This window comes from Nocardia sp. CNS-044, assembly GCF_059570515.1.
This window is the reverse complement of record NZ_JCANSX010000013.1, coordinates 63965-76009: the sequence shown is the minus strand read 5'-3', so window position 1 is coordinate 76009 and position 12045 is coordinate 63965. Positions and strand designations below refer to the sequence as shown.

General features: G+C 68.9%; 12 protein-coding genes and 1 pseudogene. 8 read left to right on the top strand and 5 right to left on the bottom strand.

Annotated elements, in window-relative coordinates; all coding sequences use genetic code 11:
• The first annotated feature begins 8 nt into the window (after positions 1 to 8).
• The 4 genes from T333_RS32660 to T333_RS32645 are packed head-to-tail and all read left to right on the top strand — an operon-like array spanning position 9 to position 2072.
• Positions 9 to 440 (top strand): roadblock/LC7 domain-containing protein, encoded by a 432-nt coding sequence (locus tag T333_RS32660; protein ID WP_355004045.1) that lies wholly within the window; start codon positions 9 to 11, stop codon positions 438 to 440.
• Positions 437 to 877 carry a DUF742 domain-containing protein gene (locus T333_RS32655; protein WP_355004044.1) on the top strand — a complete coding sequence of 147 codons (441 nt, stop codon included), beginning with the start codon at positions 437 to 439 and terminating at the stop codon, positions 875 to 877. The genes T333_RS32660 and T333_RS32655 overlap by 4 nt, the downstream gene beginning before the upstream one ends.
• Positions 878 to 905: 28 nt before the next feature.
• Complete coding sequence (locus tag T333_RS32650; protein ID WP_496426957.1) at positions 906 to 1478, top strand: GTP-binding protein; 573 nt, start codon at positions 906 to 908, stop codon at positions 1476 to 1478.
• Positions 1479 to 1535: 57 nt separating this feature from the next.
• Positions 1536 to 2072 carry a sugar O-acetyltransferase gene (locus T333_RS32645; protein WP_496426956.1) on the top strand — a complete coding sequence of 179 codons (537 nt, stop codon included), beginning with the start codon at positions 1536 to 1538 and terminating at the stop codon, positions 2070 to 2072.
• Between the two features lie 153 nt (positions 2073 to 2225).
• On the opposite strand, the gene T333_RS32640 is transcribed toward T333_RS32645, so the two are convergent.
• Positions 2226 to 2726: a nitroreductase/quinone reductase family protein gene (locus T333_RS32640; protein WP_496426901.1), complete on the bottom strand. Its 501-nt coding sequence runs from the start codon at positions 2724 to 2726 to the stop codon at positions 2226 to 2228.
• A gap of 157 nt (positions 2727 to 2883) precedes the next feature.
• Here T333_RS32640 and ppc point away from each other — a divergent pair, with 157 nt between their 5' ends.
• Both ppc and T333_RS32630 read left to right on the top strand, forming a co-directional pair.
• A complete protein-coding gene (gene ppc / locus T333_RS32635) occupies positions 2884 to 5658 on the top strand; it encodes a phosphoenolpyruvate carboxylase (protein WP_496426900.1) in 2775 nt (924 codons plus the stop codon).
• Positions 5659 to 6212: 554 nt separating this feature from the next.
• Positions 6213 to 6968: a class I SAM-dependent methyltransferase gene (locus tag T333_RS32630; protein WP_357256009.1), complete on the top strand. Its 756-nt coding sequence runs from the start codon at positions 6213 to 6215 to the stop codon at positions 6966 to 6968.
• A gap of 210 nt (positions 6969 to 7178) precedes the next feature.
• On the opposite strand, the pseudogene T333_RS32625 reads toward T333_RS32630, so the two are convergent.
• Positions 7179 to 7437 (bottom strand): annotated as a pseudogene (locus T333_RS32625) (DUF3703 domain-containing protein).
• Here T333_RS32625 and T333_RS32620 point away from each other — a divergent pair.
• Positions 7373 to 7513 (top strand): hypothetical protein, encoded by a 141-nt coding sequence (locus T333_RS32620; protein WP_496426959.1) that lies wholly within the window; start codon positions 7373 to 7375, stop codon positions 7511 to 7513. The pseudogene T333_RS32625 and the gene T333_RS32620 sit on opposite strands and share 65 nt — an antisense overlap.
• 105 nt (positions 7514 to 7618) lie before the next feature.
• On the opposite strand, the gene T333_RS32615 is transcribed toward T333_RS32620, so the two are convergent.
• Together T333_RS32615 and T333_RS32610 are read right to left on the bottom strand one after the other, a co-directional pair.
• Positions 7619 to 8614, bottom strand: a complete 996-nt coding sequence (locus T333_RS32615) for a recombinase family protein (protein ID WP_496426899.1) — start codon at positions 8612 to 8614, stop codon at positions 7619 to 7621.
• A 41-nt stretch (positions 8615 to 8655) separates the two neighbouring features.
• Positions 8656 to 9459: a hypothetical protein gene (locus T333_RS32610; RefSeq protein ID WP_496426898.1), complete on the bottom strand. Its 804-nt coding sequence runs from the start codon at positions 9457 to 9459 to the stop codon at positions 8656 to 8658.
• A gap of 219 nt (positions 9460 to 9678) precedes the next feature.
• Here T333_RS32610 and T333_RS32605 point away from each other — a divergent pair, with 219 nt between their 5' ends.
• Positions 9679 to 10971: a type III PLP-dependent enzyme domain-containing protein gene (locus T333_RS32605; RefSeq protein WP_496426897.1), complete on the top strand. Its 1293-nt coding sequence runs from the start codon at positions 9679 to 9681 to the stop codon at positions 10969 to 10971.
• Positions 10972 to 11017: 46 nt separating this feature from the next.
• On the opposite strand, the gene T333_RS32600 is transcribed toward T333_RS32605, so the two are convergent.
• Positions 11018 to 11983 carry a helix-turn-helix transcriptional regulator gene (locus T333_RS32600; protein ID WP_496426896.1) on the bottom strand — a complete coding sequence of 322 codons (966 nt, stop codon included), beginning with the start codon at positions 11981 to 11983 and terminating at the stop codon, positions 11018 to 11020.
• Positions 11984 to 12045: the final 62 nt, after the last annotated feature.

Genomic DNA, 12045 nt, shown 5'->3' with positions numbered 1-12045 from the left:
GGGAGCCCGTGACCACACACCTGCAACAGACCGCCGACCCGCACACTTTCAACTGGCTGCTCGGCAATTTCGTCCGCAACACCGACGGTGTCCGCGACACCGTCGCGGTCTCCTCCGACGGCCTGCTCATCGCGATGTCGGAGGGCTTGGACCGCACCGGGGCAGACCGGCTGGCCGCCATGGTGTCAGGTCTGGCCAGCCTGGCCAAGAGCGCCTCGCGCAGTTACGAATTCGACGGCCTGAAATTGATCATGATCGAGATGAAGCGCGGTTTTCTGCTGGTCTCCGCGCTCGGCGACGGCAGCTGCCTCGGCGTGATCGCCGAGGGCGGCTGCGACGTCGGACTGGTCGGCTACGAGATGGCGGTGCTCGCCGAACGCGCGGGCGCCCTGCTCGATCCGGCCCTGATCTCCCAGCTGCGAGAGACGTTGCGCAGATGAGAGATCCAGACCGGCCGCGGCTGCCGGACCCGCGGATGATCCCGGTGACCCAGTCCTTCGGGTGGTTCGATCCGAACCGTCCCGCACCCACCCGTCCGGCCGAACCGACCTCCGACGCGGACGCTTTCGTGCGTCCGTTCGTCGTCACCGCGGGGCGCACCACCCCGCTGCTGGACGGTTTGCGCATCGAAACCCTGGTGCAGGCGCCGCCCGCCGCGCTCTCGGCACCGCTGCGCTTCGAACAGCGCACCGTGGTGGTGCTGTGTCAGCATCCGCATTCCATCGCCGAGATCGGCACCGCGCTGCGGGTGCCGGTGGGCGTCGCGAAGGTGATCGTCAGCGATCTCGTGACCGCAGGCCAGGTCGCCGTCCGCGATGCCCCGGAACTCTCCACCGCAGCCATCGAGAGGATCAGGGATCTTGTACGGGCACTCTGACTTGCGGGTTCCTCCCGCCGACCCGGCCATGCCTTCGTCGGTGAAGATCGTCGTCAGCGGCGGTTTCGGCGTCGGGAAGACCACCTTCATCGGGGCTATCTCCGAGATCGAGCCGTTGGTCACCGAGGCCGCCATGACCGAGGTGGCGGTAGGCATCGACGATCCCGGCCACGCGGACAAGACACAGACCACCGTCGCACTCGACTTCGGACGCATCACGCTGGACAGCTCGCTCATCCTGTACCTGTTCGGCACGCCGGGCCAGGACCGCTTCGTCTTCCTCTGGGACGACCTGGTGGACGGCGCCCTCGGCGCGGTGATCGTGGTGGACACCGACCGCGTCGAGGACTGCTATCCGGTGCTGGACTACTTCGAGGAGCACCACACCCCGTTCGTCGTGGTGGTGAACCGATTCGAGCGCGGCCCGCGCTTCGAGCTCGACGAGGTGCGCGAGGCACTGGGGCTCGACGACTGGATTCCGATCCTGGAATGCGATGCGCGCCAGCGCGATTCGGTCAAGGAGGTGCTTGTCGGACTGCTGGAGCAGGTATTGGTGCACCGCCTCTCGACGCCGAGTCTTAAGGCGCGCGAGGTCGGCTGAGACGGCCGCGCGCGCTGCTCGGCTAGCGTGGTCCGCGTGGGCGAGCACAAGCAGCGGATGCTGCGCGGGGAGTTGCACAAGGACAGCGATCCGGAGCTGGTCGCGGAGCGGCGGCGTGCGCAGTCGCTGTGCGACGAGTTCAACAGGACCGCCCCGGACGAGACCGCGCGGCGCGAGCAGGTGCTGCGCGAGTTGCTCGGCAAGCTGGGGGAGGGGTCCTGGATCATGCCCCGGTTCCAGTGCGACTACGGCTATCTCATCGAGATCGGCGCCAACAGCTTCCTCAACTACGACGCCATCCTGCTCGACTGCGCGCCCATCACCATCGGCGACGACGTCTCCATCGGCCCGCGCTGTCAGCTGCTCACCGCCCTGCATCCGATGACCGACCACGAGGCGCGGCGGCAGCGCTGGGAGTCGGCGGCCCCGATCGCGATCGGCGACAACGTGTGGTTCGGCGGCGGCGTCATCGTCTGCCCCGGCGTCACGGTCGGCGCGAACACGGTGGTCGGCGCGGGCAGCGTGGTGACCCGCGACCTCCCGGACGCGGTCTTCGCCGCGGGCAACCCTGCACGAGTGATCCGCACTCTATAACCGGTCCACGGACCCGGCGGTCGGTGAATCGGATTGCCGATCGCCTGGGCGGACGGACGCGGCCACTGCCTTCCAGCGCCGCGCCCACAAAGGCCGGGACACCCCATCCGGTCACCGCCACTGCTCGGGCACAGCGCGAGCGGTAGCGCCCGGTCACTCGGTGCGGCTGAGCACCGCGATCGGCATCCGTCGCGAACTCAGCGCCTGGTAGGTGGCGAAATCCGGAACGTGGGCCACCAGCACCCGCCAGCGCGCCGCGTACTCGTCCTCGTCGGTGACCACCCGCGCGGTCACCGGCCAGGACTCGTGACCGACGCGCGCCTCGCCGCCTCCCGCCGCAACCAGATTGCGCCACCAGCTCGGCGGCTTCGGATGGCCGCCGAACGAGCCGCTGACCAGCAGATCGTCGCCGTCCGGGACGTACATCAGCACGACGGATCGCGGTTGGCCGGTTTTGCGTCCCGGCACGGTCAGCTGGAAGACCGGCCGCCCCAGCCACTTGCCGAACCGGGTGCCGCCGAATCTGGCGTAGAGCCTGCTGTGCAGGCGGCCTTGAAGCCTGCTGATCGCGTTCATCCTGGTGGAGCCGAAGTGGGTGAACCGGCCGGTGAAGCTGAGCCGGGCGGGAGTGTCGCTCTGGGGCTGGTCGGCCATGTGAATCCCTCGGTTCGGCACCGTCGTGCCGTCTACGCTACCGGCGCGATCTCGCTGTGTCTCGCCTCTTCGGACGCCATGGGGGGCCGTGCGGGTGAGTGTGATTCGCGCGTGCTCGTACGGCGGTCCGGCCGTTCCCGGCAGTAGGGTCGATTTCATGACCGAACCGCGGATCGAGACCGAACAGGACGCGACCCGGCCGCTGCGCGACGACATCCGGTTCCTGGGTGGCGTGCTCGGCGACACCATCCGTGATCACGAGGGCCCCGAGGTCTTCGACCTGATCGAGCGGGTCCGTATCGAGGCGTTCCGGGTGCGGCGCGAGGAGGTCGGGCGCAGCGCCGTCGCGGAGATGCTGCACGGCGTCGACATCGCCGTAGCGCTACCGCTGATCCGCGCCTTCACCTATTTCGTGCTGCTGGCCAACCTGGCCGAGGACATCCAGCGCGATCGCCGCCGCGCCGTGCACACCGGCGCGGGGGAACCGCCGCAGGACTCCTCGCTGGCCGCCACCTACCGCAAGCTGGACGCCGCCGCGCTGAACGGCGCGGAGGTCGCCGACCTGCTCACCGACGCGCTGGTCTCGCCGGTGATCACCGCGCACCCCACCGAGACCCGCCGCCGCACCGTCTTCGACAGCCAGACCAAGATCACCGAGCTGATGCGCCGCCGCCAGCGCTACGCCGAGACCGAACCGGAGCGCGCCGACCTGGAGCTGCGCATCCGCCGTCAGGTGCTCTCGCTGTGGCGCACGGCCCTGATCCGGTTGGCGCGCTTGCGAATTCAGGACGAAATCGCCGTCGGTCTGCGCTACTACGAGCTGACCCTGCTCGACGTGATCCCCGCGATCAACGCCGAGGTGCGCGCCGCGCTGCGCTCCCGCTGGCCCGGCGCCGACCTGCTGACCCGCCCGATCCTGCGGCCCGGCTCCTGGATCGGCGGCGACCGGGACGGCAATCCCTACGTCACCGCGGACGTCGTCCGGCACGCGGCCGCGCAGGCCTCGGCGGTGGCGTTCGGCCGCTACCTGCGCGACCTGGTCGAACTGGAGAAGACGCTGGCGCAGTCCGCGCGCCTGGTCCAGGTGACACCGGAGGTGGCCGCGCTCGCCGAGGCGGGTTATCCGGATCCGGCCCCGCACGCCGACGAACCGTATCGCCGTGCGCTGCACGCCATTCGGGCCCGCCTGACGGTCACGGCGACCGCCGCGCTCGGTGCGCCGCCCGCCGACGGGATCACGGACGCCGACGCCGCGCCGTACCCCACACCGCGCGCTCTGCTGGACGACCTGGACGCCATCGATGCCTCGATGCGGGCCACCGGCGACGGGCTGCTCGCCGACGACCGGCTCGCGGCCCTGCGCCACGCCGTCGAGACCTTCGGCTTCCACCTCCAAGGCCTGGACATGCGGCAGAACTCGGAGGTGCACGAACAGGTCGTCGCCGAACTGCTCGCCTGGGCGGGCGTGCACGCCGACTACCCGAGCTTGCCGGAGCACGAACGGGTCGACCTGCTCGCCGCCGAACTGCGCACCCGGCGGCCGCTGCTCGGCCCGCACGCCCGACTGAGCGACCTGGCCGCGGGCGAGGTCGCCATCGTGCGGGCCGCCAAGGACGTGGTCGACACCTTCGGCGCGGAGGCCGTGCCGAACTACATCATCAGCATGTGCACCTCGGTCAGCGACATGCTGGAGGCGGCGCTACTGCTGAAGGAGGGCGGCCTGCTCGATCCCGGCGAGCCGGACGGCCCGCCGCACTGCTCGGTGAACATCGTCCCGCTGTTCGAGACCATCGAGGACCTGCGGGCGGGCGCGGACACGCTCGCCGCGGCCCTCGAGGTGCCGGTGTACCGAGAGCTGGTGGCCGCCAAGGGAATGCGACAGGAGGTCATGCTCGGCTACTCCGATTCCAACAAGGACGGCGGGTATCTGGCCGCGAACTGGGCGCTGTACCGCGCGGAGCTGGACCTGGTGGACGTCGCCCGCAAGGCGGGAATTCGGTTGCGGCTCTTCCACGGTCGCGGCGGCACGGTCGGCCGCGGCGGCGGCCGCAGCTACGACGCCATTCTCGCCCAGCCCGCGGGCGCGGTGCACGGATCGCTGCGGCTCACCGAGCAGGGCGAGGTGATCGCCGCCAAGTACGCCGAACCCGGTGCGGCCCATCGCAATCTGGAGTCGCTCATCGCGGGCACCCTGGAGTCGACGCTGCTGGACGTCGAGGGACTCGGAGCCGACGCCGAGCCGTCCTACGAGCTGATGGACGATCTCGCGGCGCGGGCGCGTGCCGCGTACGCGCGGCTGGTGCACGAGACGCCCGGATTCGTCGAGTACTTCCGGCAGTCGACGCCGGTCTCGGAGGTCGGCGACCTGAACATCGGCAGCAGGCCCGCCTCCCGCAAACCCACCAGCTCGGTGGCCGACCTGCGCGCCATCCCCTGGGTGATGTCCTGGAGCCAGGCCAGGGTGATGCTGCCCGGCTGGTACGGCACCGGGGCCGCGCTGGAGGAGTGGGTCGGCGGCGATCCGGAACGGCTTGCGACACTGTCGGATCTGTACCGACGCTGGCCGTTCTTCCGCACGGTGCTGTCCAACCTGGCGCAGGTGATGGCCAAGAGCGATCTCGACATCGCCGCGCGCTACGCGGAATTGGTCGACGACGCGGCGTTGCGCGAGCACATCTTCGGGATGATCCGCGAGGAGCACGCCAGGACCCTGCGCATGCACGCCGCCATCACCGGCCACGAGCAACTGCTGGCGGACAACCCGTCGCTGGCGGAGTCCATCCACAACCGCTTCCCGTACCTGGAGCCGCTCAACCAGATGCAGGTGGAGCTGTTGCGCAGACTGCGCGCGGGCGACGACTCGGAGTTGGTCAAACGCGGAATCCTGCTGACGATGAACGGCCTGGCCACCGCGCTGCGCAATTCGGGGTAGACGGCCCGCGAAAGGACTACGGCGAAAGCCTGTTTCGCGGCGTAGCAGGAGCGCCGACCTCGACCGGCGCCTCCTCGTGCGCCCGCCGAAGGTGCGGCCCAGGTCCGGATGGTGCGGATTCTGTGCCACCGATCGCGATCGGTCGAGCGCGCGGGAACGTCGATCGCTCGCGCGGGCGCCGGTCGCCGACCGCGCGCGACGGCGGGGTGAAAGGTGCGCTCGCGCGCGGTCGATCGCGCGCGCACCGGCAGCCTACCGATTTTCGTCCGACGCAATAGTCCGGAATCGCCATGTGGGTGCTCCCGGGCCGACCGAACCAGCGGGGTTGCGAGGCCGCATGAGAATGTCAGTGGCGCGAGCTGGGGAAACGGCGCTACGTGTCAGCAGCAAACCGCATGAGAATGTCAGTCGATGATGACCTGCGGGTCGTCACTCGGGCCCTCAGCCCGGTACGGATCGACATCCCCGATAGTGGACGATGGTCGAGTAGTCAGAATGGTTGCCTGACAAGGCATTACAGCGCCTGCGCGTGCGGGCGTGCCAGGATGGGCCGCATGACTCCCGTTCCGGAAGGCACCGCGCTTCCTGCCGATCCCGCCCAGGCGTACAACTACGACAGCATTGCCGAGGGGTATACCGCAGAGAACGAGACCAGCCTGCTGAACGCTTACTACGAGCGGCCCGCGGTGCTGGAGCTCGCCGGGGACGTGAGCGGTCGGCGGATCCTCGACGCCGGATGCGGATCAGGTGCCTTATTCGCTGAACTGCGCGATCGGGGTGCCATGGTGACCGGCATCGACGCGAGTGCCGGAATGCTGGAGGTGGCTCGACGCCGACTGGGCACCGACGCGGACCTGCGAATCGCCGACCTCGCGAACCCACTCCCGTTTCCCGACGACGCGTTCGACGACGTCGTCGCATCCCTGGTGCTGCACTACCTGCAGGACTGGGGACCGACACTGACCGAGTTGCGACGCGTCCTGAAGCCCGGCGGTCGGCTCATCGTCTCGGTCGAGCATCCTTTCGCCATCTGGGTCACCGAACGCTCGGCTGGGAAGAAGACCGACTATTTCCAGACCCGCGAGCGGACCGAAGAGTGGACCTTGGGCGGGCAGTCCGCCCGGTTGCATTTCTGGGACCGGCCGCTGCACGCGATGACCGATGCTTTCACCGCGTCGGGTTTTCGCATCAGTGTCATCAGTGAGCCGCCGCCTGTGCCTGCGGCCCGCGATGTGTTTCCGGAGGTGTTCCGTGAAGTCATCGGCGAAAGTTTCTTGGGTTTCCTGTTTTTCGTCCTGCAGGCAGACTGAGCCATTGCGACCTCGCACCACCGACGAAGCAGCGCATCGATCACGCCGAACGCCCTGCAACGCCGCTGGTCGTGCTGTCCGAATCGGTCAGCACAGTCGGCGGAGCGCGCGATCATGCTCCGCATACTGCGCGTTCGGCAGACTTTTACCCGGGCAATCTCTTTGCCCTGGATAAAGCCCGTTATCCGGGGCAAGCGTGGATCGGTGGGGTTATGCCGCTGCCGGGTGCGGCAGCGCCCCGAGGTCGGGTGGGGTGGGCATGGTTTGGCGCAGGTCGACGGCGGCGCGAGCCGATGTTGCCTTCGGGGGCGATCCCGGCCAGGGTGCCGGGTGCGGCGACGATGATGCGCACGATCTGTCCGAGGGCTTCGCGGCGGTCACGCTGGCGCACGGCGAGGGCGGACATGGCGATGTGGTTGCGGGTGTGCAGCCAGGGGTCGGGTGACGTGAGCCGCCGGGGCGACGACATCCTGGTGGACAGCGGGCGACCGCTCGACGCACTCTGGCACGAAGACGCACCCTGGTTCTGGAAGCTCAACGCCTGAGGCTCTCGAACACCACGAGAACCGGCCAGCGGTAGCTGGCCGGTTCTCACGTTCCAGGATCGCACGCTGCGGTCCGGTCCGGTGCGGACCGGGGCGGGCCGAGGACTACTCCCCAGTCAAAGTCAGGGTCCGGTGCTCGGTGGTGTCCTTATGGATCTCGACCTGGCTCATGTCCTCGGCGTCAGGCGGCAGGTAGGCGAACGCGGCGGTGATCTCGACCGCACGGTCATCGTAGTAATACGTCACGAGTTCATTGCCGTCGCCGTCGTGAGCATCTGCGAGATTCGGGCCCTCGCCGTAGTCGTAGCCCAATGGCACCCTGACCTTCGTCTGCCGAGATTCGCCGTCACAGGTCACCTGACCCAGAGCCTCGTCTTTCATACGGACGGGTTGGCCTTCCGGGCTTTTGAACCGTTCGGACTCGACCTTGACCCACAGGGCGTTGGCCTGGCCGGGTTCGCAGACGTAGGTGATCTCGGCGACGACCCACCAGCTGTAGTCGCCGTGTGCGTCTGTGAACGCTCTCCCGATCCATATGCTGGTCGTTGCGCTGGCCGGTCCGGCCACATTGACCAGTACAGCGACGGTCAACGCGAGTATCGAAGCGAAAAGTCTTCCACGAACCACTATGTGTGCCTTTCGGTGTCGGCAGGCGGTGGGACAGATCCGTCGAGCAGACCGCAGCCTAGACCACGCCACACAGCAGCTATGCGTAAGCCCTATGAATAGACCTGTAGGGATGCTGGACACCTGAAACCCAGGCAGAACGAGAAACCGGTCTGCGGTAACTGCTCGCGTGACTTTTCTCGCGGATGAGGGCCTCGCGCAGGGACCGGAATCCGATACACGCTTGCGCAGTCCGGCCACGATCGAGATCAGGTCTTGGAGGGAACGGCCGAGCCGGTCCAGCGACAGCACTACGAGGGTGTCGCCGGGGCGCATGTACTCCAGGCACTTCAGGAGTTCCGCGCGTTCGGCATCCTTGCCGCTCTTCTTGTCGGTGTAGATCTTCTGGCATCCCGCCGCGGTGAGCGCGTAGATCTGGCGGTCGAGGTTCTGATCCTTGGTGGAGACGCGGCCGTAGCCGATGAGCGCACGCATGTGTCCGTTGTTCGCTCCTCGGACCCGACCCGACCCAACGGCTAGGCCATCAGCTCGGTGTGGGCGTGCTCCGGCGCCGTCTGGCAGACGTAGAGATGCTGGTCGTAGCCGCTACCCATTTCGACTGCAGTGGGCTTGAAGCCGATGGAGGGTTCACGCGCCGATTCCTCGAGTGGGAGCCAGCTGCTGTCTCTGCTGCCGGCTTCGGACGTGGCGATGGTCAGCAGGGCATGCATGTCGCTGTTGCAGGTAGGGCAGAGCAGGGGGCTGGGGTCGGCGGCTCCCCAGCCAGGCCAGCCGCCGACTCTCCAGCCGGGTGCGACGGACAACTCGTTGGCGTAGAACTCCAGCGGGTACGACGCGTAGGCGCTGTCCACGCCCGTCTCGGCTGCCTGCCACACGCTCCAGTCTCCGATCTGCTCCCGGAGTTCCTTGCTCAGCTCCCTGTGGTCGGGGTATTCGGTGACCTGCTCAGGGTTGAGCAGGCACGGCTCGGGCAGGTAGCCGTCGAACTGCACCGCGGGCGGTTCGGGGGGCGTGGTGAGGATGTCGGTGACTGTGGCGGCCGGCCGCCAGAACAGCGCGGTCTTGGGCATGCCCGTCGAGTGGTCGAAGGGGCACCACAAGACCTGGAGCAGGTCTGCGCCTTCAGGCGTGTGCAGATCGGGCACATCGCGCGCGTAGAGCTGCGCGACCGGCAGCATCGCTATGGAACCCTCATAGGGGGCGATCGCCAACGTGACCGGATACTCCTGCGGCGGGCGGATTCGCTCGAGGGTCTCTCGTTCCTGCGGGGTCAGGGTCCTGCCGCGCGAGGCGGCACGGATCCGTCGTTCCAGCCTCACCTCCGCTGGGGTCAGGATCGTCGAGCCACTCCCGGATTGTCGGCAACATGCCGATCATTTTTGACCCGGCGTGTTGTGTTGGTCGCTACGACGCGCTGAGCGGTGTTTTGATTGGCTGGGCCTGCCTACTGCGTCACGGCTGGGGTGCGGTGCCGGTCCCGGGACCGCTTACCGCCTACGGCGGTACGCTCGAGGTGCGGGTCCGCGGAAAGGAGCACCGTGGCGATCGATGGGAAAGCCGTTGCCGCACTCCACGATCGGGTGCTGGGTCCCGAGTACAAGGGGCTGCCGCCGCAGGCGTGGGGGCGCACCGTCCACGAGTTCCTGGCGACCGAGCCGTCCCTGGACGAGTTCGAGACGCCGATGCTGACCCTGGACCGTGCCGCGATGACGGCCAACCTGGCGACCATGGGTGACTGGGCTCGCGCGGCGGGCGTGCGCCTGGCTCCGCACGGCAAGACGACCATGGCGCCGCAGCTGTGGTCCGAGCAGCTGGCCGCCGGTTGCTGGGGCATCACGCTGGCCACCGTCTGGCAGGTGCAGCTGGCCCGCGCGTTCGGCGTGTCGCGGATCGTGCTGGCCAATGCCCTGCTCGATCCGGTCGGGTTGCGCTGGGTGGCAACGGAATTGGCACGCGACGCCGAGTTCGAGTTCTATTGCTGGGTGGACGACGTCGCCGCCGTCGCGCTGATGGACGAGGCCCTGGCGGACGCGCCCGATGTCCGCATCGAGGTCGTCGTCGAGCTCGGTGGCCCACACGGACGCACGGGAGTCCGCCGAGTCGAGGACGCGCACGCGATCGCCGACGCGGTCCGGCGTTCGCGCCGCCTGACGCTGGCCGGTGTCGGCGGCTACGAGGCCGCGCTTGCCCACGACCGTGGCGCGGACGGCCTCGCCGCGGTCGACGGCTATCTCGACGAACTCGCCCGGTTGCACCGCGAATTCGCGGACGGCGGCCGCTATCCCGGCCGCGCGATCGTCACCGCGGGCGGCAGCGCCTATCAAGACCTGGTCGTCGAGCATTTGGCCGGTCTCGCGGACGAGCAGGGCGCGCAAGGGGTTCCGACTACGGTGGTGTTGCGTTCGGGCGCCTACCTGATCCACGACGACGGCTTCTACGCGGGCATCTCCCCGCTCACGGCCGATCGGACGGACCGGCCGCTGCGCGCGGCGATGCACGGCTGGGCCCGCACCCTCTCCCGGCCGGAGCCGGAGCTCGCGTTGCTCGACGCGGGCAAGCGCGACCTGCCCTACGACCTGGGACTTCCTGTCCCGCAACTCGTTTCGGGGTCTCCGCTGCCGCCCGGCGCGACGGTGGACGCACTCAACGATCAGCACGCCTTCGTTCGCCTGCCCGGCGCCGCGGCCGAGGATCTGCCCGTCGGCTCGGTGGTCCGGCTCGGTCTTTCCCACCCGTGCACGGCATTCGACAAATGGCGGTTGATCCCGGTCGTCGACGACGCGGACGCCGAACACCCTCGCGTGATCGACCTGGTCCACACCTTCTTCTGACTGCCCCGCGTCGAGACGTCCGCAGTAGGCAGCGCAGCGCTCGTTATCAGTCGGGAAAGTCACGCAGCGCTGCCGTGCATCGCGCCGCCTGGGCGCGCAGGGCGGCGACCAACTCGGGCGGGCCATCGAGCAACGTGAAGTCGAGGTCGACGGAGGTGATCATCCAGGTCAGCGCTTCCGGGGTGTCCGCGCCGATGTGCATGCGGCAGTTCTGCTCGTCCACGGCCTCGACGACGCCCATGCCCGGCCAGACTTGCGGACCGGCGACCTCGGCCGAAGCGTGCAGCAGCACGGTCGCGCGGAAGGGCCAGGCGCGCGACGACAATCGCATCGAAAGATAGGCCGCCGCATCGCCTTCCGGTATCTCACGCGGTGTGAAGCGCGGGCCGGTGGGGACCCGCGGGGTCAGCCGATCCACCCGGAAGGTGCGCCAGTCGGCGCGCGCCACGTCCCAGGCGACCAGATACCAGTGGCGACTGAAGTGCACGAGACTGTGGGGCTCCACGTCCCGCGTCGCCGTCGCCCCGTCGTGCGCCCGGTAGTCGAAGCGCAGGCGCTCCCGGCGCTGACAGGCGTCGGCGATCGCCATCAGGGTGTCCGGCTCCACCGTCGCCGCGGGCGCGCCGACCCGGACCGTGGCCGCGCGCAAGGTGCGCACGCGGTGGCGCAGCCGCGGCGGCAGCACCTGCTCCAGCTTGGTCAGCGCCCGCAGCGCGGCCTCCTCGATGCCCGCGACCGTGCCGTCGGACGCGCCGCGCAACCCGACCGCGACGGCGATGGCCTCCTCGTCGTCGAGCAGCAGCGGCGGCAGCGCGGCGCCCGCGCCCAGCCGGTAGCCCGCCGTGCCCCGGGTGGCGTGCACCGGATAGCCGAGTTCGCGCAGCCGGTCCACGTCACGGCGGATCGTCCGGCCGGTGACGGCGAGCCGCTCGGCGAGTTCCGCGCCGGTCCAGTCGCGGTGCGTCTGGAGCAGCGCGAGCAGTTTCAGCAGGCGCGCCGAGGTCTCCAACATGGTGTCGAGAATGCCAGATCCTTAGGAACGGAACTGTCCTAAGGCGCTTCTACCGTCGTTCG